Origin of the sequence: Providencia rettgeri (genome assembly GCF_001874625.1) — a bacterium.
Classification (GTDB): domain Bacteria; phylum Pseudomonadota; class Gammaproteobacteria; order Enterobacterales; family Enterobacteriaceae; genus Providencia; species Providencia huashanensis.
In genome coordinates this window covers 283,822-308,561 of record NZ_CP017671.1, presented here as the reverse complement: position 1 = coordinate 308,561, position 24,740 = coordinate 283,822, and the positions used below count along the sequence as shown (strand labels likewise).

Sequence of the window (24,740 nt, the reverse complement as noted above, 5' to 3'; positions counted from 1 at the left end):
TTAGGTTACGATATGAAATTAAATAAAATATTTCTTGGCCTATTATTATATTTAGGCTATACGACGGCATTATATGCTGAAGAAAAACCAGATGATACAGTCTATTTTGACCCTGATTTTTTAGAGCTACCTAATAAAGATTCAGTTGACCTATCACAATTTGAAAATGATGAACAATTAGCTGGGGATTACTATGTTGATATCTATGTTAATACCAACCTAATTGGTGCTAAAAGCCTTAAGTTTGATAAAGACAGTAATAACAAGTTAGCTCCTTGTTTATCTCTTAATGATCTCAAAGAATTTGGCATTAAAGTTAATGATTACCCTGAATTGCAACATTCAGGAAGCCACTGTATAAACCTTGCTGCCATTCCTGATGCAAAAAGTGATTTTGAATTTGGTTCACAACGTTTATATCTTAGTATTCCTCAAATTGCCTTGGATAGAAACCCAAGGGGATATGTTGATTTAGCTAACATTGACAATGGAATCAACGCGTTATTATTAAACTATAGCTATAATGGTTCAAAAAATTACGACCGAAAAAATAATGATTCAGATAGTACATCTCATTATGTGAATTTAAGACCCGGTATAAATCTTGGGGCCTGGCGTTTGCGTAACTATACAACATGGTCCAGTAATAATGACCAATCCGGTAAATGGGACACCATTTACACTTATGCATCGCGTGGCATTAATAGTATCAAAAGCCAATTAACTTTAGGTGATAGTGTTTCGCCTTCGATGGTTTTTGATAGTGTGCCCTTTCGTGGTGCACAATTGGCAACAGATGACGATATGTCCCCTGAAAGCTTGCGTGGTTATGCGCCTGTAGTTCGCGGGATAGCACGTAGCAATGCACAAGTAACAATCCGCCAAAATGGCTACATTATCTACCAAACTGAAGTGGCTGCTGGTCCTTTTGAAATTACAGACCTCTACCCAACAGGGGGGAGCGGCGATTTACATGTCACAATAAAAGAGTCTAATGGTAGCGAGCAATACCAAATTGTTCCTTTCGCTTCATTACCCGTATTACAACGTGAAGGGTATTTTTCTTATAGCGTAACTGGCGGTGAATACCGCGCTTATGATAATAGCATTGATAAAACAAAATTTGGTCAGTTCACCTTAATCTATGGCTTGCCTTATGGCATCACCGCATATGGAGGAAGCCAAGTTAGTGAACATTACCAGTCTTATTCCATTGGTGCAGGGCAAAACCTTGGGCGCTTTGGTGCCTTATCAATTGACGTTACTCATGCAAATTCAACGCTCAGTAATGATGTTAAGGAAAAAGGCCAATCATACCGTTTCCGCTATAACAAAAATATCAATGATATTGGTACTAATATCGCATTGGCAGGTTATCGTTATTCCACCAAAGGCTTTTATAGTTTAGCGGAAGTGTTTGATGGTTATAGGGATACAAACTATGCCCCTGAAATTGAACGACGCCGTAATCGTGGTGAAATTACCCTCAGCCAAAACTTAGGGGATAGTTTTGGTTCAATTTCTGTTGGTTATATTAATGAAGATTATTGGAACAGTGACCGAAAAACGCAATCTGCCACGGTGGGTTATAACAATAGTTGGCAAGGTGTCAGTTATAGTTTGAATTATACCTATAACAAAAATACCAATAGCTATTCTTATCGGTCAGGAAGTCGTTCAAAAAGCGAAGATGACCATCAATTAGCGCTTTCCGTCAGCGTACCCTTTTCGGTATTTGACGATACCTTCTATTACAACTTTAACAGTAGTAGCAGCAGTAATAGTGCAAGTACCGGAAGCATTGGTCTTTCAGCATCACAGTTAAATAACCGGTTAAATTGGAGCGTTCAACAAGGCTTTACTACTCGAGACCAAGGCACTAACGGTAATATGAATGCTTCTTATAAAGGCCAATATGGTGAAGTCTCAGGCGGTAGTGGCTACAGCAAAGACAGCTATAACCTCTATTACGGGGTTAACGGTAGCTTAGTCGCACATTCTGGCGGCCTTGTACTTGGCCAACAGTTGGGAGAAACCGCGGCGCTTGTTGAAATTCCTGATGCAGGTGATGTACCGATCCTAAACCAAGCTGGGGTGACTACAAATAACCAAGGTTACGCATTGGTACCTTATGTCACTGCTTATCGCAAAAATATGATCGATATCGATACCTCTGCATTACCTGAGAATACTGAGGTGGATTTATCCAGTCGAAGTGTTTCACCAAGCCGAGGGGCTTTAGTCAAAGCGAGCTTTACCGCAAACGTTGGCTACCGCGCAATTATGCTGCTGACTTTTACTGACGGTAAACCTGTACCTTTTGGCGCCCAAGCTATCTTTAACGATAACCCGCAGTTAAACAGTATGGTGGGGAATGATGGTGAAATTTATTTATCAGGCTTAGCTGAAAACGGCAATTTTATTATTCAATATAACGATAAACAACAATGCCAAGTCAATTATAACTTAGCAGGTATATCGAATTATATGGGGTTATATAAAACAGCAGCAGTTTGCCGATAATAAGGAATAAATAATGAAAAATTTTATTTATAAATCGATATTAGCTATGAGTTTTATATATTTATACTCAGGGTATGCTAATGCGGCTTGTACCTTAAACCCAAATTTAAATAATAAATTCGCTTACGTACCGACCGCAGTATATAACATTCAATATGATGATATTACACCTAGAGATTTAGGTTCTCTCCGTGCTAATTTTTCATCTACATCTCAGTGGGTAGCTAGTGATTCGAGTTCTTGTGCTACTTCATACTTAACGGGGAGTTTTATCAATAGCTGGTCACCAAATGCCAATAAAGTTGCCCTATCTAATATTCCGGGTATTGGCATTTCTGTTACAACCGCAGGCATTGGAGCGTTTAATGCTTCATGGGATAAAAACAACTCCAATTATAATATATTAACAACGCATTGGGGCATCACAGTAAAAAAACTTGGCTCGGTAACACAAGGTGGTACATTAAGAGCCGGAAATGTCGCAAGGTTAACCGTAACTTACCGTGCGCCAACCAGTGTGACGTGGACTTTAACAACCTTAAATATGCCTACTAATGCTATTCGTATCAATGTACTTAGCTGTTCATTAAAGAATAATCAGTCAACCTACAATATTGATATGCAAGATTGGTATGATACACAATTTCCTAATATAGGCTCAACCAGTACACCGGTTGATATTCCAATTACATTAACCTGTGCGGCAGGTACCAATATTAAAGCGACTGTCACAAGTTCTAAATATGAAGATGCGGCGACAGGAAAATTAGGGCTAACAGGAGCTAATAGTGCTACTGGTGTCGCAATACAATTATTGGATAAAAATAATAATCCAATCAAGCTAAATACCAAGAACAGTCTGCAAAATAATGTTCCGGCTGGAGACTACATGTTTAATTGGAAGGCTCGTTATATCAAGACGGCAGATAACATCACGCCAGGTACAGCGAATGCCTCTGCTACTGTAAATATTCGCTATGAGTAGGAATAAAAAAATGAAAATAATAGTTAATAATTTAATTTTACTTAGTAGCTTAATAATCAGTGGGAATTTATTTGCTGCTAGCACAGTTACATTGAATTTTACCGGAAATATTAAAGCGGCTACTTGTAATATTACTGGTGGGAATAATATTGATATTGACCTAAAAAGTATTTCTGCAGATGTTTTTAAAAATACCAATTCAGGTTCCCCATGGAAAAACTTTAATATTAGCTTAAATAACTGTTCTACCTATATTAACCAAGTAAAACTGACGTTTACAGGAACCGCGGATACTGCGGATGCAACAAGTTTATACAAAAACCAAGGTACGGCAAGGAACCTAGCTGTACAACTACAAAATGGTAATGGAACAACCGCTTTAGGTAACCAAAAAGTATTGCAAGTCACTACAAATGGACAAACAAATATTAACATCCCATTAAGAACACGTGCGTTTAGCTCATTAGGTAATGTCACCCCTGGAACTATTTCTGCAAATATTACAGCAACAATTACCTATTTATAAACAGGGAAAAGAATATGAGACACTTTATTTTATTTCTATCACTAATGAGCTGCTCTTTCATTGTTTTTGGGCAAGCTGCGAATATTAAAGTACACGGTACTGTCATAGCTGCGCCTTGTGAACTTGAAAAATCTAATTACCTTATTGATTTAAAAAAGATTAATATTTGGAATATTAAGGATACACAAAAATCGTCATGGGTTGATTTTTCAGTTAAGCTCAAAAATTGCCCTGTAGGAACAAGCCAAGCTGTAATGGCTATATCAGGTACTCCAGACCCAACGACTCCAGAGTATTTTATAAACAACGGGACAGCAAAAAATGTTGCTTTGAATTTAGCAAGAACTGCAAATAAAGCGACTATAAAAAACGGCGATACCATTACAACAAATGTCAACACACAAACTAGAAGTGTAGAAATTCCGTTATCAGCTAGAGTTTCAGGTTATGGTAATGGAATGATTGCAGGGTCTTTTAAAAGCCACTTAGAATTTACATTTACTTATCAGTAATTAAATATAATTTCTTATTACGCCTATATTTATTTTAATAGGAGATACATTATGTCTAATTACTACCCTATTTCCAAAATAGTTGGAAGTAAAATAACATATTATAGAAAAATGAATGGAATGACATTAAACCAGATTGCAAACATAATTGGTGTGAGTGAACAACAACAATCAAGATATGAACATGGTATTAACCGAATAAATTTAGATAGGCTAAATCAGTATGCTGAGATATTTAACATTAGTATATTAGAGTTTTTCATCTTCACTGAAATAGAGAAAGAATATATTAAAAAAGAATTCCTTATAAAAACCAGAGGAAACATCTATGAAGAAATCTAATGTAAAAGCATTATTAATGACAACACTATTGTATTCTACATATTCATATTCTGCTTGTATTCAAAACCCAAACTTAAGGAATATTAATGTCAATGTTCCTACACAAACTCATACTATTCAATATGATGATAATTCAACAAGGAATTTAGGTTCATATACAATTCGTTTTGCTAGTGATAATATTACGACATTCTCAGGAAAAGACGGCCAATGTGGACAGGCAAGATTACATGCCAGCTATATAAATGGCTGGGTGCCAAACTTAAATAAAATAGCTGCCACTAATATTCCAGGTATCAGTGTAGAAATTCGAGCGATGGGGGCAGGGTCATTAAATTATTATAGTTCATACCCTATCGGAGATAGAATGCCATGGCGTATTGAAGTGCCCAAATGGGTTTTTATAGTAAAAAAAACCGGAAATGTAACACAGTCTAATACCCTTAAGGCTGGGGCTGTTGCACGATTAGTCCAAGAAAACCCTAACCATATAAATTGGAATATCAGTACATTAAATATACCGATGAATGCCGTGAGAATAAATGTAGCAAAATGCACAACAAAGTCGAACAACTATACCGTTGTTTTAGGTGATTGGTATGACACACAATTTAAGGATATTGGCGCAGTAAGTGCTAGTGTTAATATCCCGATCACCTTAAGTTGTGCTGCCGGAACTAATATTAAAACAACCATTACCAGTAGTGCGGGGTATGTTGATACGCAAACAGGGAAAATCAAGTTATCTGGCACGGGCTCTGCAACAGGTATTGCCATACAACTACTAAATGCAAGTAATGCCCCTATAAAACTAGCTACTAAAAATAATACCATAACTAATTCAGCTGCTGGAGATATCCGGTTCAACTGGAAAGCTCGCTATATTAAAACGGCAGCTAAAATAACGCCTGGGAAAGCGAACAGTACAGCAACAGTCAATATTCGATATGAATAATTGGCCTAGTTTTAAGTATCATATTACGACCATCTAAAATGGGTGGTCATTAAATAATACCATTACATATAAAAATACAATATCTTGATTTAAACACATGCTTTTTTTTAAATTATCTATATATTAACTATTAAGCTCTAGTTTTTGCCTTATCTATATCTAGTGTAGCCCTGTTGTTTATGATTTATTTTATAAAGGGAAAACATGTCAAAAAATTATTCAATATCCAAACAAATTGGATATCAAATTTATTATCATAGAAAAAAGTTAGGTATTCCTATATCTATTATATCTAAGGAAATAGGAATTAGTCCACAACAACAATCTAGATATGAACGAGGAGTGAATAGAATAAATATAGATAGGTTATCTCAATATGCAGAATACTTTAAGATTGATATTAAATCTTTTTTTCATTTTTTTAGTACTAAAAAAGAGAATTAAACCACATAAGAAACATTAATAACATTAAAAATCCTTAATTAATTTTGTGTTATTAAAATTAGAGAGAACATTATGAAACGAAAAATATCAAAATCTGTTGGTCTAAAAATTAGAGTATTAAGAGAAGCTAATGGTATGAGCGGAAAAGAATTAAGTAGCTTATTAGGTATTAGCCAACAACATCAATCACGTTATGAAAATGGCGAAGTCAATATCCATGTTGATACGATATATCAATTATCTCAGATATTTAATATTGACCCTGCCTATTTTTTAACTGACGAGACAGAAATAAATAAAAATACAGACACTCCACTTAGTAAAAAAAATTATTTTTCTGCTGAGGCGTTAGTATTTTAATATTTAAATATGAGCATCATTATATGCTGATTTATTAAATGTCGGTGCATGACATTATTGCACCGATTTATCTTTGTTGGGATTCATCCAATAACCAATTACGGAATATCATCATCGCAGGTGTACATGGTTTGGACTTCAAACGACTAAGCCAATAGCCCCCTAATGTCACTGAAATATCAAATGGCTGCACTAAACTCCCAGCACTCAACTCATGTTCAAACATACAACTCGGTACCAATGCCACACTATCCGTTAATAACGCAGCTTCAACCATTAGACGAGACGAGTCAAACACAGGCCCTTTCACTCGCCACGGCTCTAAACCTGCGGCAAGAAACCATTTTTCCCATTCATCTTTACGGTATGAGCGCAATAAATGATGCGCTTTTAAATCTAGGGGAGTCGTTAAGCGGTTAGCCATTTTCTCAGAGCATAACACAGTATGCGATGCGCTAAATAATGGAATATTCTCAGCCAGAGGCCATAACCCCTCCCCAAAGCGTATGGCAAAATCAACACCTTCTGCCGCCAAATTGACTACGTTATTATGTGTCATAATCCGTAAATCAATATACGGGTATAAATTAGAAAATTTTGATAATTGAGGTAGTAACCAACCCACCGCAAATGTTCCCACTACTGATATACTCAACACTTCATGGTAGTGCCCATCATCAAACTGCTGCAATAAAGACTCAATTTGGTCGAAAGAACGACTCAACACAGGTAGGAGCGCTAAGCCTTCATCTGTTAAGGCCAACCCTCTGGGTAAGCGGATAAATAATTCTAAACCTAGTTGCTCTTCTAATAACCGAACCTGCTGGCTTACCGCCGCTTGGGTCACATTCAATTCCATACCTGCTCGCGTGAAACTTAAATGGCGGGCAGATGCTTCGAATGCACGCAAAGCATTTAAAGGTAGTCGATGACGATAATTCCCTGACATAAGATTTTCTTTTACCTCATCGAACTTTATATCGTTTTAAATGAAGGCGTAAAACACGCATACTGCTATACAACAACGGTATAACAGCCTAGAAATCTATACTAAAGCACTTCAGTTATGCAATGAAGTTCTTCCTTATTTATATTAGCAACAACTTAAACTTTTATTTAATTGGACTACCTATGAGAAATGTTTTTCGTCAGGGGCGGATTTTTGCCGCTCTTAGCTTAGCCTTAACCACAATTTCAGCCAACGCGCTAACTCAACAAAACGTTGATAACATTATTAAACCACTAATGAAACAACAACAGATACCCGGAATGTCGGTGGCAATCTCCATTGAAGGAAAGCACTATTTTTATCATTACGGTGTATTGTCTAAGCAAAGCAAAGCCCCTATCAATAACAACACATTATTTGAAATTGGCTCTCTTTCGAAAACATTTACAGCAACATTAGCCGCTTATGCACAAGAACAAGGTAAATTAGATTTCTCACAAAAAGTGAGTCATTACCTACCCGAGTTAACAGATTCAGCATTTGACCATATCACCGTGATGAACTTAGCCACCCACACCTCTGGATTACCATTATTTGTGCCGGAGACCATTACGAATTCAGCTGAATTAATAAGCTATTACCAACATTGGCTCCCTGAAAAAACCATTGGAGAATATCGTTCTTACTCAAATTTAGGTACTGGATTATTAGGCATCGTCACCGCTAAACAACTCAAAATGCCATTTGAACAAGCGATGGAAAAATTAATGCTGCCTTCACTGGGGCTCAAACATACCTATATTCATGTCCCTAAGCACCAAATGAAAAATTATGCTCAGGGTTATAATAAGAAAGATCACCCAGCGCGAGTGGCACCACAGATTTTAGATGCCGAATCCTATGGTTTGAAATCTACTGCCAAAGATTTGATCCGTTTCTTAGATATTAATATGCAGACGGTAAAAGTCGCAAAATCATGGCAAGAAGCGGTAGAAGATACCCACACAGGCTTTTATCTAACAGATTCATTTGTACAAGATATGATGTGGGAAAGTTACCCGTGGCCTGTCTCTTTATCACAATTACATCAAGGTAACCGTGATGAAATGGCATTACAGCCACAGAAAATCGAAGCAATTAAACCGGCAATGCCGCCAGAAACGCGAGCGTTCTACAACAAGACAGGCTCCACAAATGGTTTTGCAGCTTATGCCGCCTTTATCCCTGAAGAACAAATCGGCATCGTGATTTTATCCAATAAATGGTACCCAATTTCCGACCGCATCACCGCTGCTTATCAATTAATTGAAAAGATTAATGAATAAATTAGATTTCTGACGAGGAGTAGATGCTCTATATAGTTCGAGTACCACTAGGCGTCAAAGTGAAAACAGCGCGGGAAGCATACGCTAAGTTGTGACTAAGGTTAGTGAACGTAGCCAACAACGCTACAGCATAAAATATGACGAAGAGTAAATGCTCTAAATAGTTCGTTCTGTAGCTAGGCGGCAAGAGAAACTAAGCCCTAGGAGCATACATAAAGTATGTGACTAGGGTTAGTGAACGTAGCCAACAACGCTACAGCATAAAATATGACGAAGAGTAAATGCTCTAAATAGTTCGTTCTGTAGCTAGGCGGCAAGAGAAACTAAGCCCTAGGAGCATACATAAAGTATGTGACTAGGGTTAGTGAACGTAGCCAACAACACTACAGCATAAAATATGACGAAGAGTAAATGCTCTAAATAGTTCGTTCTGTAGCTAGGCGGCAAGAGAAACTAAGCCCTAGGAGCATACATAAAGTATGTGACTAGGGTTAGTGAACGTAGCCAACAACGCTACAGCACGAAATATGACGAGCATTCAGATGACGCGGGAAAACTGCCGCTGCCTCATCTGCCTACGCAAATACACATCAAAACACATGCAAATATTACGAATAAGTAAACGTCCTTGAGGAGTCACCTTAATCCCTGTTTCGCTAATTTCGACTAGGTCATCTTCTGCCATTGGTATCAATAAGTTTAAGTCTTCTACAAAGTAAGATTTAAAATCAATTGGATATAGTGCTTCTATTTGTGCGAAATTCAGTTGGAAATTACAAATTAAGGTTTTGATAACATCACGACGTAAACAGTCATCATCCGTTAATACCAACCCACGCCACAGCGCATGCCCCTGCTCTTCGACTTGTGCATAATAGGTTTTTAAATCTTTTTGGTTTTGAGCGTAGTTATCCCCTAACATGCTAATCGCCGAGACGCCGAGCCCTAACAGATCACAGTCCCCTTGGGTGGTATACCCTTGGAAATTACGGTGCAGTATGCCTTCACGCTGGGCTACCGCAAGTTCATCTTCTGGGCGTGCAAAGTGATCCATACCGATAAATTGATAACCATTTCCAGTGAGTGTAGCTATCGTATCTTGAAGAATATCCAGTTTTTGCTCTGCGCTTGGTAGATCTTCATCTTTAATTTTACGCTGCGCTGCAAACAAATTAGGTAAATGTGCATAATTAAATACACTTAAGCGGTCAGGTGACAGCTCTGCCACTTTTTTCAGGGTAAAAGCAAAACTTTCTGGCGTTTGCTTTGGCAAGCCATAGATAAGGTCAATACTGGTTGAAGTAAACCCTGTTTCTTTTGCTCGCTTAATTAGAGCAAAAATAAACTCTTCATCTTGCTCTCGGTTAACCAATACTTGCACTTCTTTATTAAAGTCTTGTACCCCCATACTCAGGCGGTTAAACCCTTCAGCGCGTAAATGGTCTATCATATCCAACTCAATTTCACGCGGGTCGACTTCAATCGACATCTCTACGTTATCTGCAAAATGAAAGTGCTTTTTCAATAAACCGACTAGATGGCTAACTTGCACTTTATCAAGATAAGTTGGTGTACCGCCTCCCCAGTGCATCTGAGTAACAAGACGTCCTTTTAATAAAGCTGCACGCTGAATAATTTCTTTTTCAATGACTTGTAGGTATTCATCTGCTTTATGTTTTTGGCGAGTAACTAATTTATTACAGCCACAGAAATAACAAAGCTTATGGCAAAAAGGAATATGAACGTAGAGCGATAAAGGACGGTCGGGATAACGCTGAGTTGCTTGAACAAACGCACTTTCGTCATAATCTTGGTTAAATTCCAAGGCAGTGGGGTACGATGTATAACGCGGCCCTGAATAATTATATTTTTGAATGAGAGCGAGGTCCCAAACAATATTTTGCTCTGACATAACATTCCTCAATTGACCAAAAGCTTAAACCATCACAACGGGTTGCACCTTATTTAATTTGTTATTCGGTGATGTGAAAATTTTATAGCATACATAACGTTATAGATTCTAAATATTTCAAGTTGCGGCTAGGCGGCAAATGAATGAGTCGCTAAAAGTATACATAAGTATATGACTAGAGCGAATGAGCATAGCCAACAACGCTGCAACTTGAAATATGACGAGTATAAAGATGTTAAAGAAAAGAGACTTGATGCAACATCAAAGAAAAGTGTATTTATGGAAAATAATAGCGACATCCCCCGAATATACGAGGGATGGTTAAACGAAGTTATTTACTTTTTAAGATACGCATGATGTCATCGAGTTTTTCTTCGTCTTCTTCCTCTTCTTCTTCAGCATATTCTATGCCTAAAATGTTCATCAGCTCATCAATACGGTCTAAACAAGTATTGATATATTTCTGTTCTTCTGCGGTAACGGTCTCACCATCTTCCAAACGTGCTAACAAACCATCTAAACGGTCATCACTTTCTAACAATGCTAACTCAGCTTCAGGGGTTAATTTTTCTTTAACCACTGGCTGTTTTTTCTCAACCACAGGTTTAGTCGCTGAATTATCATCAACAATTAAAGGCACTGGTTTTTTACTGCCTAAGCGTGGGTCAACAATGTTATTTTGCCCATTATTTTGGCTGCTTGATGACTTATCTTGGTAGCGACTACCTGATTTATTACCACGATGTTTACTTTCGCGCTTACGCTCACGACCTTCTGCGTTCAATTCTTCTTTCGTTTTACGGTATTTTTTCTTTGGCTTACTTGCCGGTTTTTTTGGTGAATTCATGGCCTGATACCTTGATAAAGTCAGTTTCTGCTGCGAAATCTAGCAGTTTCCCATGAAGGGGGAAAGTACTAGTTTGCAATTTCAGTAGATTTTTATCTCACCTGACCTTCACAGCAGTAGTTTATTAATTATTTAGGGCATGGAGGGGGCAAATAATAAAAAGAGAAATGATTAACTCATTAAATAATGCAAGTTGTGACTAGGCGCCAAGCGAGGTTATCTCGGGGAGCATACACAAGTATATGGCCCGAGTAACCAAGTGTAGGCAACAACGCCACAGCTTGAAGTATGACGAATATTAATGCGCTAAATAGTTTGAGCTGTAGCAAGGCGGAAGAATTGCTAATCCCTAGGAGCATACAAAAGTATGTGACTAGGGTTAGCAAACGCAGCCAACACCGCTACAGTTCAAAATATGAAGCACATGTTAGGCGTCGACTAGGATCATTTTTAACAGGAACATCGCCGCAACTAAAATGACGCACAGCCCCAGATCACGCCAGCGCCCCGTACCAATTTTCATTGCGCAGTAGGCAATAAAGCCCAGTGCGATACCTTCGGTAATAGAGAAACTAAACGGCATCATTACTGCGGTAATAAATGCAGGCACAGACTCGGTTAAATCGTCCCATTTCACCCGCGTTAAACTTGAAGTCATCAGCACACCCACGTAAATCAGGGCACCTGCGGTTGCATAAGCAGGAACCATACCTGCAAGAGGTGAGATAAACATGGTCAATAGAAATAGAACACCCACAACAATTGCGGTTAAACCAGTACGCCCACCAACAGATACCCCTGAAGAGCTCTCAATATACGCAGTCACTGATGATGTTCCCATTGCAGAACCTGCTACCGAACTCAAACTATCCACATACAGGGCTTGTTTCATTCGTGGAAATGTCCCGCGTTCATTGGTAATCCCAGCCTTATCCGTCACGCCAATCATAGTGCCCGATGAGTCAAACAGGTTTACTAACATAAAGGCGAAAATAACACCTGATAGCGCTAAATCTAAAGAACCAGCAAAATCGACTTGCCCAACCACACTAGTGATACTTGGTGGCATGGAAAACACACCCGAATATTTCACATCACCCAACGCAAGACCGATCAATGTAGTCACGGCAATAGACACCAAAACTGCTGCATGAATATTACGCGCTGCCAGAATTGCGATGATAAAGAAACCCAGCGCCCCCAGCCAAACGTTATGGTGAGTTAAGTTACCAATTGAGACCAGTGTATCTGGATTTGCAACAATAATGCCTGAGTTTTTTAACCCCATCATGGCAATAAATAAACCGATACCACTGGTGATCCCGACACGAAGACTAAGCGGGATATTAGCAATAATCCAATAACGAATACGGAACAATGTCAGAATAAATAAACCAACCGCTCCCCAGAATACCGCGCCCATAGCGACTTGCCACGAATACCCCATGGCCCCGACAACAACAAAAGCAAAAAAGGCATTCAGCCCCATTGCAGGTGCTACCGCGATTGGTAAGTTTGCTAATAGCCCCATCAAGATACTACCAATAGCAGCAATCAAGCAGGTGGTAACAAACACCGCTTTAATGTCCATCCCTGCAACAGAAAGAATTTGTGGGTTAACAAAGACGATATACACCATCGTCAGAAAGGTCGTGAAGCCTGCAACAACTTCTGTTCGTGCGGTTGTGCCGTGTTCCTGTAATTTAAAAACACGCTGAAACAAGCCCTGCGGTTGTGCCGAGCTAGAAGATTGATTACTCATTAGATATAGCGCCCAAAAAAAGTTTTTTTCGCCCTATACTACAATTAAAAATCACAAAAGAAAACGATTGCGTAAACCATAATAGGCAAAAATGTCCTAACTAACTGATACAGCAAGCCGAAATAAGAAAAATAATCAGATAAGTGTTGTTGAGATAATAGCGGTTATTACACCGCTATGTTGACTTAAGACAGCGCCAATAGCTTTTGCCTACGCCAAAACAATAAGCTACGCTTCGCGGCTCGTTTTTGAGGTTCATTTTGTGCGCTTAGCCTTTTCGCTACCCTATTCGCAATAATTTCCACCGCAAAACACATCACAAAATAAATAAACGCCACAAATAAGAAAACCTCGAGCGGGTATACCATTTCACGGTTATTCACTTGAGTAGCTAAAAATGATAATTCAGCAACCCCCACAATATAAGCTAGAGAGGTATCTTTAATTAATGCAACCCATTGATTAATAAATGAAGGTACCATCATACGTAACGCTTGTGGTAAAACAATGTGCCAAAGCACCTGCCAACGGCTAAAACCCAAAGACATGCCAGCTTGCCACTGCCCTTTACCAATCGCTAAAATCCCCGCCTTTACCGCGTGAGCTAGATATGCTGAAGTAATCAACGCTAATGCACATACCACAGTAGCAATCCCAGGGATTTCTGCGCCAAGCAAAATAGGCAACAGAAAGTAGGTCCAAAAAATCAACATAATCACAGGAATTGCACGGAAAAAGCCTAAAATAGCGGCAAATAGGTTAACCCAGAAACCACGCAGCATGGCTAACGCAATACCGCCCAATGTCCCCAATACTATAGAAGCCGCCCCTGCAAGTAAGCTCATGAGTAAGGTTAAAGCAGCGCCTTCGAGTGGGCCGTCAGGGAAAGTACCTAATAATAAATATTGCCAGTTTTGCTCAATAATCGAAAAATCCATTTTATGCCCCTTGAGCTAAATTACGTTGCTGGCGCCACTGCCCCCAGCCTTCCATTAATGCAATAATGGCAATGTACAACACTGTGGCAACACCAAATGCGGCGAAAGTTTGTAATGACTGGCTATCCACTTGCCGCGATACATAAGAAAGCTCCGCCACCCCAATCGCCATCGTTAACGATGAATTCTTTACCACATTCATATATTGGCCAAGTAAAGGCGGCATAGCGATTTTAACCGCTTGAGGCAACACCACGAGTTTCATCGCCTGCCAAGAAGTTAGCCCCAAAGCGAAAGCAGCATATTTTTGCCCCTGACGAACGCCCCTGATACCTGCTCGAATTTCCTCAGCAATAAAGGGTACGGTATACAAGGTCAAACCAACAAAACCCGCTAAAAATTCAAATGATGGCCACCCCACGGGTATCCCCAACAATTGGATTTCATGGGGTGTATTCAACCATTCCATTGTGGCAGATGGTAAAATTTCACCAGAAGCGAAATACCAAAAAAATAGCTGCACCAACAAAGGCGTGTTTCTAAAAATAGAAATATAGATGTTCACTCCCCAACGAAGAGGAGCAATCTGGCTATCCTTTGCTGATGCAACTAGAAAACCTAATAAAGTAGCCGCAATAATGGTACACACAGAGATCCAAACTGTGATCAAAAAACCATAACCGAACCATTCAAGGTACTGTGGTGCCAGCAGATGTTCTGACCAAAAATTACCGCTGAAAAATTTCTCAAACATAGTCAATCACCATTCTACTTGGTTCTATTAACCAAGAACCCCGCACAATGTGCAGGGTAACCAACAAGTTATTTTTTTATTTCAGGCCATTAAGATTGGGGCTGTTGTTCGCTTAATGGTGCAAACTTAAAGTCACCACGTGGTTGAGCGGCTTTAGTTTCTGGGCCAAACCAACGGTTGTAAATCACCTCGGCTTTGCCGTCTTTCTCTAATTTCAACAGTGTTTCATTGACGTTTTCAACCAAACGTGTTTCGCCTTTGCTTGCTGCAAGTGCTTGATATTCTTTTGTTAGGCTGAATGGCGAAATTTCAAAATCAACTTTAACTTTCTCAGGTAAATTACCTAATAAACCCACCAATTTTGCATCGTCTTGGGTAATAGCTTGTACGTTACCATTACGCAGTGCAGCAAATGCCTGTGGGGTATCATCGTAAGAAATCACTTTAGTGTCTGGAAAACGCTCACGTAAAGTGACTTCTTGTACGGTGCCTTTATCTGCACCAATACGCAGAGGTTTAATATCATCAGGGGTTTTTAATACGCCTTTACGGGCAATAAATTTTTGCCCGGTAGCAAAATCAGGGATGGAAAAATCAACTTGTTTTGCGCGTTCATCCGTAATGGTAAAATTCGCCCCAATAAGATCAACTTTGCCAGAAGTTAAAAGTGGAATACGATTCGCAGGGTTAGTCGGACGAAGCTCAAGTTTTACCCCTAGGCCATCAGCAATTTCTTGTGCGATATCCACATCATAGCCAGCCAATTTCTTAGTTTGAGGGTCAATAAAACCAAAGGGCGGGTTGCTATCAAAGACTGAAATGCGGATCACTCCGGCTTGCTTGATATCATCTAATTTATCTGCGCTAGCGACATTCGCTGTCAGCGCCAAACCTGTGAGTAGAACAGTTGAGAGAATACGAGCTTTCATTGAACACCTCTGGCGGTAAATTTATGTAAATCGACCGTCACAAGCTATCAACTATCTCTTAGCACTTGAAATACTATTAAATAATATATTTATAACTAAGAGGAATAAATGAAGTGAATAAAGAAAGGGGGAAACTTTATACAAGGACCCCGAACATGGTTAAACCATCAATAGACTCTTATTGAGCAAGAAGAAAGTCGGTAGAAGAACGTTTTATACGCTAAACAATTTGTTCTAAAGTAAGCTGACGCCGATATTCAAGAGTAATACTCTAAATAGTTCGGGCTGTAGCTAGGCGGCAAATGAAATTATCCCTAGGGGCATACACAAGTATGTGACCCGAGTAGTCGAACTCAAATATCAGAACTACAGCTTGAGGTATGATAGGTATTTAATGCATTAACCTCATATATTAATACTCTAAATAGTTCGCGTTGTGGCTAGGCGGCAAGCGAGGATATCTCGGGGAGCATACATCAGTATGTGACCCGAGTAACCGAGCGAAGCCAACACCGCCACAGCACGAAATATGACGAGTATTCGAGTAATTATTTATTCGTTAACATCTTCTCAAGACTATCCCCACCGACGTGACGGAAATCTTGCCCCTTCACATAGTAGAAAATAAATTCACAGATATTTTGACAACGGTCGCCAATGCGCTCAATGGAGCGTGCGCAGAACAGTGCCGTTAATACACTCGGGATTGTCCGCGGGTCTTCCATCATATAGGTCATTAATTGACGTACGATACCCTCATACTCTTGGTCAACTTTTTCATCTTCACGGTAAATACGGATGGCTTCTTCAAGATCCATTCGTGCAAATGCATCAAGTACATCATGTAGCATTTGTACCGTATGACGGCCTAATGATTCCAAACTCACTAACAAAGGCTGATGTTGATGAGAGAATTTCTCCAATGCAGTTTGGCAAATTTTGTCCGCAACATCGCCAATCCTTTCCAATTCTGCAATGGTTTTTGAAATTGCCATAATCAGACGCAAATCACTCGCTGTTGGCTGGCGCTTGGCAATAATTTTTACGCACTCTTCGTCAATCGCCACTTCCATCATATTGACTTTATGGTCATTCTCAATAACTTCACGTGCTAAGGCTTCATCCTGATTATGCATGGCCGTAATGGCTTTGGTGAGCTGTTCTTCCACCAGCCCTCCCATTGTCATCAACTCAGTATGGATATGTTCCAGTTCAGCATTGAACTGCCCCGATATATGTTTGTTGTGATTCAGCGTATCCATCGTCGGCTCCATATCAACCGTAGCGGCCAGTAATATAATCTTCAGTTTGCTTCATTTCAGGGGTCGTAAACATCTTGTCAGTGTGATTAAACTCAACTAACTCCCCTAAGTACATGAATGCCGTATAATCAGAACAACGTGCTGCCTGTTGCATATTATGGGTAACAATCACCACAGTGTACTCTGATTTTAATTCACTAATTAATTCTTCAATACGACCTGTTGAGATAGGGTCAAGTGCAGAGCAAGGCTCATCCAGTAACAATACCTCTGGGCGAATAGCTATCCCACGAGCAATACATAAACGTTGCTGCTGACCACCAGACAAGCTATAACCACTTTGGTGGAGTTTATCTTTAGTTTCATTCCATAATGCAGCTTTTGTCAGTGCCCATTGCACACGCTCATCCATTTCTACACGCGATAATTTTTCAAATAAACGGACTCCAAATGCAATATTATCGTAGATAGACATTGGGAATGGAGTGGGTTTTTGAAAGACCATTCCTACTTTTGCTCGTAATAACGCGATATCTTGTTTGTCCGTCAGGATATTCTGACCATCTAATAAAATTTCACCTTCTGCACGTTGTTCGCCATACAGCTCATACATTTTATTAAAGGTACGTAACAATGTGGATTTACCGCAGCCTGATGGGCCGATAAATGCCGTCACTTTATTCTTTTCAATGTCTAAAGAGATATTTTTCAGCGCGTGAAACTTGCCATAGTAGAAGTTGAGGTCACGAACTTTAATTTTACTGTTTGCAATTTCGTTTGCATTAATCATGGTTTACTTTTCTCTCTAAATCTTTAGTTATCCGGGCTTAGTGTTTTTTCTGTGCAAACACAACACGCGCAATGATATTAATCAGTAGGACACATAGGGTAATTAATAACACCCCAGCCCATGCAAGCTCTTGCCATTCAGAGAATGGGCTCATTGCAAATTTGAAGATAGTCACTGGTAAGTTGGCAATTGGCTCGCTCATATCTGTACTCCAGAACTGATTCGACAGTGAAGTAAACAGTAACGGTGCGGTTTCCCCCGCAATACGTGCAATAGCCAGCAAAATCCCCGTGATAATCCCGGATACAGATGCTTTTAGCGTAATAGATAAAATCATTTTCCATTTTGGTGTGCCGAGTGCATAAGCGGCTTCACGCAAGCTATCAGGCACTAACTTCAACATATTTTCAGTTGTCCGGATAACAATTGGAATTTGCAACAATGCAAGTGCGACAACCCCAGCCCAACCGGAAAAATGCTGCATCTGTGCAACCACGATGGTGTACACAAACAGACCTACAACGATAGATGGCGCTGATAATAAGATGTCATTAATAAAACGAGTTACCGAAGCTAACCATGACTTACGGCCATACTCTGCTAAATAAATCCCCGCTAAGATCCCTAAAGGAGTCCCGATAACCGTAGCCCAGAGGATCAGTAAACCACTACCAACAATGGCATTTGCTAAGCCGCCACCTTCTGTATTAGGTGGTGGGGTCATTTCAGTAAACAGATTGAGGGACATCCCATCAATCCCTTTCGTCACTGTAGAAAATAAAATCCAAACTAACCAGAACAAGCCAAAAGCCATGGTTAACATCGAAACCAATAGAGCCATTCTATTGATTTGACGGCGCCATGCTTGACGGCGAGCGCGTTCTTTTTGATTGACGGCAATAGGTTGAGATAACGACATATTAACGGCCCTCATTCTTCGCAAGGCGCATAACCATCAGCTTGGAGATTGCTAGCACAATGAATGTGATAACAAATAGAATCAGCCCAAGCTCCATCAAGGCAGAGGTATGCAAGCCGCTTTCTGCTTCTGCAAACTCATTCGCCAATGCAGAGGTGATACTATTACCTGGCATAAATAATGACACGCTATCTAGTTGATAAGTATTACCAATCACGAATGTCACCGCCATGGTTTCACCCAATGCGCGGCCCAGACCTAACATCCCCCCCCAATTACCCCATTACGGGTATAAGGCAGAACGATGTTCCAGATCACTTCCCATGTAGTACAGCCAATACCATAAGCTGACTCTTTCATCATCACAGGAGTTTGTTCAAATACATCGCGCATAACAGACGCAATGTAAGGAATAATCATAATCGCGAGGATGATCCCCGCAGCTAAAATACCGATACCGAATGCTGGGCCTGAGAATAACTCACCAACAATCGGAATACTCGACATCACATTCCCCACTGGTTCTTGGAAATATTCCGCAAACAACGGCGCAAAGACGAATAACCCCCACATCCCATAAACAATACTTGGGATAGCAGCAAGGAGTTCAATTGCAATACCTAGAGGCCGTTTTAACCAGTTAGGTGCAAGCTCAGTTAAAAATAAGGCGATACCAAAACTCACGGGTACCGCAATGATCAGAGCAATTAACGATGTCACAATCGTGCCATAAATAGGCACAAGCGCACCGAACTCTTCCGCTGGAGCATCCCACTCTTTGGTCCATAAAAACGAAAAACCAAATTTTTGCATACTTGGCCAAGATGCAAAAATAAGGGAGATAATAATACCCCCAAGCATTAATAAAGTGATTAGCGCGGCAATCTTTACCAATGCACCAAAAATCACATCACCTGATTTGCTAGGAGCTTTAAATGCCGTTGTTTTTTCGGCCATGCGCTTTGTTCTCATTCCACACCTACTTGCTTACGTAGGATTTAATTTACTTCATTTAGAAAGCGGATGTTAGATCCTCTAACATCCGCCTGCCACTGCCAACCCGAGGTTCACTTAGAAAAGTGCTTTACCTTGGCTATCTTTTACTTCTGTTTTCCATGCTGCGCGAACAGCTGTCACCACTTCTTCAGGTAAAATTGCGTAGTCTAATGCTTCCGCTTGCTTACCACCTTTCTCATAGGCCCAGTTAAAGAAGTCGAGCGTTGCTTTGCCCTTTTCAGCATTAGCTTGCTCTTTGTGTACTAAAATAAAAGTTGTCGATGTGATTGGCCATGCATTGGCACCATCACGGTTCGTGAGGTCTTGAGCAAAAGATTTAGACCAATCAACTTTTTTCGCTGCTGCGCTGAAACTTTCACCTGTTGGCGAGACTGCTTCGCCATCCGCAGATATCAGTTTAGTATAAGCAAGATTATTCTGTTTTGCGTAAGCATATTCCACATAACCAATAGAACCTGGCAGACGCTGAACAAATGCTGCAACGCCATCGTTACCTTTACCACCTACGCTATTTTTTGGCCAGTTAACTGTTGAGCCCGCACCAATATCTGATTTCCAGCTTGCACTAACTTTCGCTAAGTAGCTAGTGAATACGAAAGTGGTACCTGAGCCATCAGAACGTCTGACGACTGCGATAGTTTGGTCTGGTAGGCTAACATTTGGGTTTAACTTAGCAATAGCAGGGTCATTCCACTTAGTAATTTTACCTAAATAGATATCCCCTAAAGTGTTGCCATCTAAAGTCAGTTGCCCTGACTCAATGCCTTTTACGTTGACAGCCAGGACAACACCGCCAATGACTGTTGGGAACTGGAATAAACCATCTTTTTTCAGTTTTTCGTCAGTTAATGGCGCATCAGAGGCACCGAAATCAACGGTTTTTGCATTAATTTGTTTGACACCACCAGAAGAGCCAATCCCCTGATAGTTTACTTTATTACCTGTTTCTTTCTGATAAGAGTCTGCCCACTTTGCATAAACAGGAGCGGGGAAAGTCGCGCCAGCTCCGGTCAGGCTGGTAGCAGCAAAAGAAGACATTGCGGTCAAAGATAAAGTTGCTGCCATTACGCTTGCTAAGGTGGTACGCGTCATTTTCATAATCCCTCCGGGGATGTATAGAAACAATCAAGTATAAAATTGTTGGGTGTATGTCACGGTAGGAAAAATAGGACAATTTAGTTACGACAACATGTCGTTTTTATGACAGTTTTATGACAATTGCTGATTTTTTCGCTGGCGAGAAAACAAAATCGAAGAAAAATACAATTTTACAACTTAAGATTCAATTAGTTATAAAAACAAAACTTCAAAACTAATATCAAAAAGAAAAATGACAGACTGTCATAAAAGCGAAAAATATTTTTATCCTGCAACTATAAAATAATACTCAAAATAATTTGTGTTGCAGCTAGGCGGCCAGAGAGGATATCTCGGGGAGCATACATAAGTATGTGACCCGAGTAGCCGAACGCAGCCAACAACGCTGCGGCGCAAAGTGTGAAAAGTAAAGGAATAGCGCTAAATAGTTCAAGTTGTAGGTAGCCCCTAAAAAAGAGAGCCTCTTTTTCCTACTTGATACAAATAATACTCAAAACAATTTGTGTTGCAGCTAGGCGGCCAGAGAGGATATCTCGGGGAGCATACATAAGTATGTGACCCGAGTAGCCGAACGCAGCCAACAACGCTGCGGCGCAAAGTGTGAAAAGTAAAGGAATAGCGCTAAATAGTTCAAGTTGTAGGTAGCCCCTAAAAAAGAGAGCCTCTTTTTCCTACTTGATACAAATAATACTCAAAACAATTTGTGTTGCAGCTAGGCGGCCAGAGAGGATATCTCGGGGAGCATACATAAGTATGTGACCCGAGTAGCCGAACGCAGCCAACAACGCTGCGGCGCAAAGTGTGAAGAGTATTTAGTCTTCTTTCTCTTTAAGGGGAAGCAAAGCCCTAATCGCAAACCCACCGCGCTCACTCTTATGGATTTCAATGCTCCCTTCATGGGCATCGACAATCCGGCGAATAATCGCCAAGCCTAAACCAGTCCCTTTATTACTACGTGCTTTTTCGCCTTGTACAAAGGGTTGGAATAACCGGTGAATATCTTCTTCTTTGATACCTACACCATCATCTTCCACTTGGAACCAAACAGAATCTTCCGTTTTACCACTACTTACTTTAATCCAGCCATTACCATAACGATATGCGTTGACAATCATATTCGTGATAGCGCGTTTGATAGCTAACGGGTTACCATTTACTATCATTGAGCCCGGCTCCACAGCGCTGTTTCGATTTCACCGATCACATTGCTTTCTGAATTAACCGCTTCCATAAGGATTGAATTAAGGTCGCAGAATTCCATATCCATTTCTTGCCCTGTTTTCAGGTAGGACATAAATTGACCGATGATCGCATCACACTCTTCAATATCTTTATTGATAGACTCCGCAAGGTAGCTATCTTCTGGGCTCATCATTTCTGTTGCTAAACGAATACGAGTTAATGGCGTTCTTAAATCGTGGCTAACCCCTGCCATTAAAACAGTTCGGTCGTTTTCTAGCGTTTTGATTCCAGCGGCCATATGGTTAAAGGAACGAATTGCCGCCCTTACCTCAGTCGCGCCTTTTTCTTGCATGGGCGGTAAAATAACCCCTTTTCCAACCTCACCAGCATGGTATTCCAACTCAAGCAACGGCTTGTTCTGATAACGAATATACAGCCACACTCCGGCAAAAATTGTCAGGAAAATAGTCAGTGTATAACGGAAAACGAGGGAAAATTGATTTTGACCTATCTCAGTCAAGGGGACTCGCACCCAGATATCAGGTGCGAGGTAAGATGTCAGCCACAAAATCGGATATTCACGGCCTAATTCGAGGTGAACATTTGCCTTACCACCTAAATAATCCGACATGTGTTCGCTTAAAAAATCATACTCTTTCGCCCAATTCAACCCTTCTTCCATTGCAGCTGAATGAGCGTAAAAGGTAATACCTAATTCATTATAGATTTTTTTACGTAACGCGGGTGATACCCGCACCGAGGTCCCATCCTGTAGAACCATTTTCTCTGTCATCAACGTCCTAACTTCATAAGCCAGTACTTTGTTAAACTGTTGTAAGCTAGGCATCACAACAAAATTCAACACGACCATATAGCTGGTCACTAGGCTTGCGAATAACAACGCAACGAACAAAAATAACGAGCGAGAAAATGTACTACGTCGTGAGAACCTCAGTCGCTTCATGCTTTACTTCCATCTGGAACAAACACATAACCCAAGCCCCAAACTGTTTGAATATAGCGTGGATGGGCAGGGTCTTCTTCAACCATACGGCGTAAACGTGAAATTTGAACATCGATAGAACGTTCCATCGCACTGTATTCACGGCCTCGCGCTAAGCTCATTAACTTGTCACGAGATAATGGTTCCCTTGGATAAGAAACCAACACTTTTAATACCGCAAATTCACCACTAGTTAATGGCATATTTTCATCACCTTGGAACATTTCACGAGTTCCAAGATTTAACTTAAATTTACCAAATGTAATGACAGCATCATCTTGAGATGGCGCTCCCGGTAGTTCATTTGCTTGGCGACGAAGTACCGCACGGATACGAGCCAGTAATTCGCGTGGATTGAAAGGTTTTGGAATATAGTCATCAGCACCAATTTCTAAACCAACAATGCGGTCAACCTCTTCACCTTTCGCGGTAACCATAATAATAGGGATTGGGTTATTTTGACTGCGTAAACGACGACAAATTGATAACCCATCTTCACCCGGTAGCATTAAATCTAATACTATCAGATGAATTGATTCCCTCGTCAGGATTCTGTCCATTTGTTCAGCGTTTGCGGCACTTCTTACCTGAAAGCCTTGCTCTGTGAGGTAACGCTCTAGCAGTGCACGTAAACGCATATCATCATCGACGACAAGAACCTTATAACTTTCCTGCATTTTGTAGCCCTCAAGATGTGCATCTTTCAAATTATTTTTTTAATCAAAGTAAGCAAAAAAATATTAATGCCTACTAATTTACCACTAACATAGGATTTAATGAATCATTTTACACTTCAGATGCTTAGTGGACGATAACTTATTTCTAATATGAAATAGGTTACTTGCCCTCCTGGAGTATTTACTATTATCTCATCATCAACTCGTTTACCAATCAGGGCTCGCGCCACGGGAGAGTCGATTGAAATCCATTGTTTTGTAGGGTTAAACTCATCAGCCCCGACTATCCGGAATATTCTGATATTTTCATTTTCATCTTCAAGTTTAACCCAAGCACCAAAAAAGACACGGCCTTCTTGCCGAGGGTCAGGTTCGATTATCCTTAGTTGATCCAATCTTTTAGATAAAAACCGGATACGCCGATCAATTTCACGTAACCTTTTTTTACCGTATATGTACTCTGCGTTTTCTGAACGATCCCCTTGGGCTGCTGCTTCAGAAACAGATTGGGTTACTCTAGGCCGTTCTTCTTTCCACAGATACTTTAGCTCTTTGTCTAACGCATCCCAACCTTCGCGCGTAATTAAAAGACTTTTTGTCATAACCTTAAAATATTCGTCAATAGAGACAGTGATTATAATAATTTATAGAACATAATCTGAGACTTTCCTACCAATAGGCTTAAATTCAGTCTGGAAATTATGGCTATCACCAAGTATAACAGTGCAG

22 protein-coding genes and 2 pseudogenes are annotated in these 24,740 nt (G+C 40.1%); 9 read left to right on the top strand and 15 right to left on the bottom strand.

What is annotated here, in order from left to right; translation table 11 throughout:
* Positions 1 to 12 precede the first annotated feature (12 nt).
* The 8 genes from RB151_RS01435 (at position 13) to RB151_RS01400 (ending at position 6,647) form a co-directional block, all read left to right on the top strand.
* The gene (locus RB151_RS01435) at positions 13 to 2,523 is read left to right on the top strand and encodes a fimbria/pilus outer membrane usher protein (protein ID WP_071547612.1); all 2,511 of its coding nucleotides are present in this window, start codon (positions 13 to 15) and stop codon (positions 2,521 to 2,523) included.
* A 13-nt stretch (positions 2,524 to 2,536) separates the two neighbouring features.
* Positions 2,537 to 3,508 carry a fimbrial protein gene (locus tag RB151_RS01430; protein ID WP_071547611.1) on the top strand — a complete coding sequence of 324 codons (972 nt, stop codon included), beginning with the start codon at positions 2,537 to 2,539 and terminating at the stop codon, positions 3,506 to 3,508.
* 10 nt (positions 3,509 to 3,518) lie between these two features.
* On the top strand, positions 3,519 to 4,034 hold the full coding sequence (locus tag RB151_RS01425; protein WP_042847720.1) for a fimbrial protein: 516 nt from the start codon (positions 3,519 to 3,521) through the stop codon (positions 4,032 to 4,034).
* Positions 4,035 to 4,048: 14 nt separating this feature from the next.
* Complete coding sequence (locus RB151_RS01420) at positions 4,049 to 4,546, top strand: fimbrial protein (RefSeq protein WP_042847721.1); 498 nt, start codon at positions 4,049 to 4,051, stop codon at positions 4,544 to 4,546.
* Between the two features lie 51 nt (positions 4,547 to 4,597).
* Positions 4,598 to 4,888, top strand: coding sequence for a helix-turn-helix domain-containing protein (locus RB151_RS01415; protein WP_042847722.1), 291 nt, complete (start codon positions 4,598 to 4,600; stop codon positions 4,886 to 4,888).
* The gene (locus RB151_RS01410; RefSeq protein ID WP_071547610.1) at positions 4,875 to 5,843 is read left to right on the top strand and encodes a fimbrial protein; all 969 of its coding nucleotides are present in this window, start codon (positions 4,875 to 4,877) and stop codon (positions 5,841 to 5,843) included. The genes RB151_RS01415 and RB151_RS01410 overlap by 14 nt, the downstream gene beginning before the upstream one ends.
* A 204-nt stretch (positions 5,844 to 6,047) precedes the next feature.
* A complete protein-coding gene (locus RB151_RS01405; RefSeq protein WP_042847724.1) occupies positions 6,048 to 6,287 on the top strand; it encodes a helix-turn-helix domain-containing protein in 240 nt (79 codons plus the stop codon).
* A gap of 72 nt (positions 6,288 to 6,359) precedes the next feature.
* Positions 6,360 to 6,647 carry a helix-turn-helix domain-containing protein gene (locus RB151_RS01400; protein ID WP_042847726.1) on the top strand — a complete coding sequence of 96 codons (288 nt, stop codon included), beginning with the start codon at positions 6,360 to 6,362 and terminating at the stop codon, positions 6,645 to 6,647.
* Positions 6,648 to 6,714: 67 nt separating this feature from the next.
* Here the strand turns inward: RB151_RS01400 and RB151_RS01395 are convergent, their stop codons facing one another.
* Positions 6,715 to 7,596 carry a LysR family transcriptional regulator gene (locus tag RB151_RS01395; RefSeq protein ID WP_042847728.1) on the bottom strand — a complete coding sequence of 294 codons (882 nt, stop codon included), beginning with the start codon at positions 7,594 to 7,596 and terminating at the stop codon, positions 6,715 to 6,717.
* Positions 7,597 to 7,778: 182 nt separating this feature from the next.
* On the opposite strand from RB151_RS01395, the gene ampC reads away from it, so the two are divergent.
* Positions 7,779 to 8,921, top strand: a complete 1,143-nt coding sequence (gene ampC, locus RB151_RS01390) for a class C beta-lactamase (protein WP_042847730.1) — start codon at positions 7,779 to 7,781, stop codon at positions 8,919 to 8,921.
* A 538-nt stretch (positions 8,922 to 9,459) separates the two neighbouring features.
* On the opposite strand, the gene hemN is transcribed toward ampC, so the two are convergent.
* From hemN to greB, 14 genes and pseudogenes are all read right to left on the bottom strand, one after another.
* The gene (hemN, locus tag RB151_RS01385; RefSeq protein ID WP_048605462.1) at positions 9,460 to 10,833 is read right to left on the bottom strand and encodes an oxygen-independent coproporphyrinogen III oxidase; all 1,374 of its coding nucleotides are present in this window, start codon (positions 10,831 to 10,833) and stop codon (positions 9,460 to 9,462) included.
* A gap of 331 nt (positions 10,834 to 11,164) precedes the next feature.
* Positions 11,165 to 11,680 carry a Der GTPase-activating protein YihI gene (gene yihI, locus RB151_RS01380; RefSeq protein WP_048605465.1) on the bottom strand — a complete coding sequence of 172 codons (516 nt, stop codon included), beginning with the start codon at positions 11,678 to 11,680 and terminating at the stop codon, positions 11,165 to 11,167.
* Positions 11,681 to 12,107: 427 nt separating this feature from the next.
* Positions 12,108 to 13,442 (bottom strand): NCS2 family permease, encoded by a 1,335-nt coding sequence (locus RB151_RS01375; RefSeq protein ID WP_042847736.1) that lies wholly within the window; start codon positions 13,440 to 13,442, stop codon positions 12,108 to 12,110.
* Positions 13,443 to 13,627: 185 nt separating this feature from the next.
* The gene (locus RB151_RS01370; protein ID WP_042847738.1) at positions 13,628 to 14,380 is read right to left on the bottom strand and encodes an amino acid ABC transporter permease; all 753 of its coding nucleotides are present in this window, start codon (positions 14,378 to 14,380) and stop codon (positions 13,628 to 13,630) included.
* Between the two features lies 1 nt (position 14,381).
* On the bottom strand, positions 14,382 to 15,134 hold the full coding sequence (locus tag RB151_RS01365; RefSeq protein ID WP_042847739.1) for an amino acid ABC transporter permease: 753 nt from the start codon (positions 15,132 to 15,134) through the stop codon (positions 14,382 to 14,384).
* A gap of 89 nt (positions 15,135 to 15,223) precedes the next feature.
* A complete protein-coding gene (locus tag RB151_RS01360; RefSeq protein ID WP_042847740.1) occupies positions 15,224 to 16,063 on the bottom strand; it encodes an ABC transporter substrate-binding protein in 840 nt (279 codons plus the stop codon).
* A 548-nt stretch (positions 16,064 to 16,611) separates the two neighbouring features.
* Positions 16,612 to 17,325 carry a phosphate signaling complex protein PhoU gene (gene phoU / locus RB151_RS01355; RefSeq protein WP_036958602.1) on the bottom strand — a complete coding sequence of 238 codons (714 nt, stop codon included), beginning with the start codon at positions 17,323 to 17,325 and terminating at the stop codon, positions 16,612 to 16,614.
* 13 nt (positions 17,326 to 17,338) lie between these two features.
* Positions 17,339 to 18,115 carry a phosphate ABC transporter ATP-binding protein PstB gene (gene pstB, locus RB151_RS01350; protein ID WP_042847741.1) on the bottom strand — a complete coding sequence of 259 codons (777 nt, stop codon included), beginning with the start codon at positions 18,113 to 18,115 and terminating at the stop codon, positions 17,339 to 17,341.
* A gap of 37 nt (positions 18,116 to 18,152) precedes the next feature.
* The gene (gene pstA / locus RB151_RS01345) at positions 18,153 to 19,034 is read right to left on the bottom strand and encodes a phosphate ABC transporter permease PstA (protein WP_042847744.1); all 882 of its coding nucleotides are present in this window, start codon (positions 19,032 to 19,034) and stop codon (positions 18,153 to 18,155) included.
* A gap of 1 nt (position 19,035) precedes the next feature.
* Positions 19,036 to 19,991 (bottom strand): annotated as a pseudogene (gene pstC, locus RB151_RS01340) (phosphate ABC transporter permease PstC).
* 114 nt (positions 19,992 to 20,105) lie between these two features.
* Positions 20,106 to 21,149 carry a phosphate ABC transporter substrate-binding protein PstS gene (gene pstS, locus RB151_RS01335; RefSeq protein WP_042847746.1) on the bottom strand — a complete coding sequence of 348 codons (1,044 nt, stop codon included), beginning with the start codon at positions 21,147 to 21,149 and terminating at the stop codon, positions 20,106 to 20,108.
* A gap of 812 nt (positions 21,150 to 21,961) precedes the next feature.
* A pseudogene (envZ, locus tag RB151_RS01330) lies at positions 21,962 to 23,295 on the bottom strand (two-component system sensor histidine kinase EnvZ).
* Positions 23,292 to 24,011 (bottom strand): two-component system response regulator OmpR, encoded by a 720-nt coding sequence (gene ompR / locus RB151_RS01325; RefSeq protein ID WP_042847751.1) that lies wholly within the window; start codon positions 24,009 to 24,011, stop codon positions 23,292 to 23,294. Before ompR ends, envZ begins: the two are co-directional and overlap by 4 nt.
* A gap of 116 nt (positions 24,012 to 24,127) precedes the next feature.
* Positions 24,128 to 24,613, bottom strand: coding sequence for a transcription elongation factor GreB (gene greB / locus RB151_RS01320; protein WP_042847754.1), 486 nt, complete (start codon positions 24,611 to 24,613; stop codon positions 24,128 to 24,130).
* Positions 24,614 to 24,740: the final 127 nt, after the last annotated feature.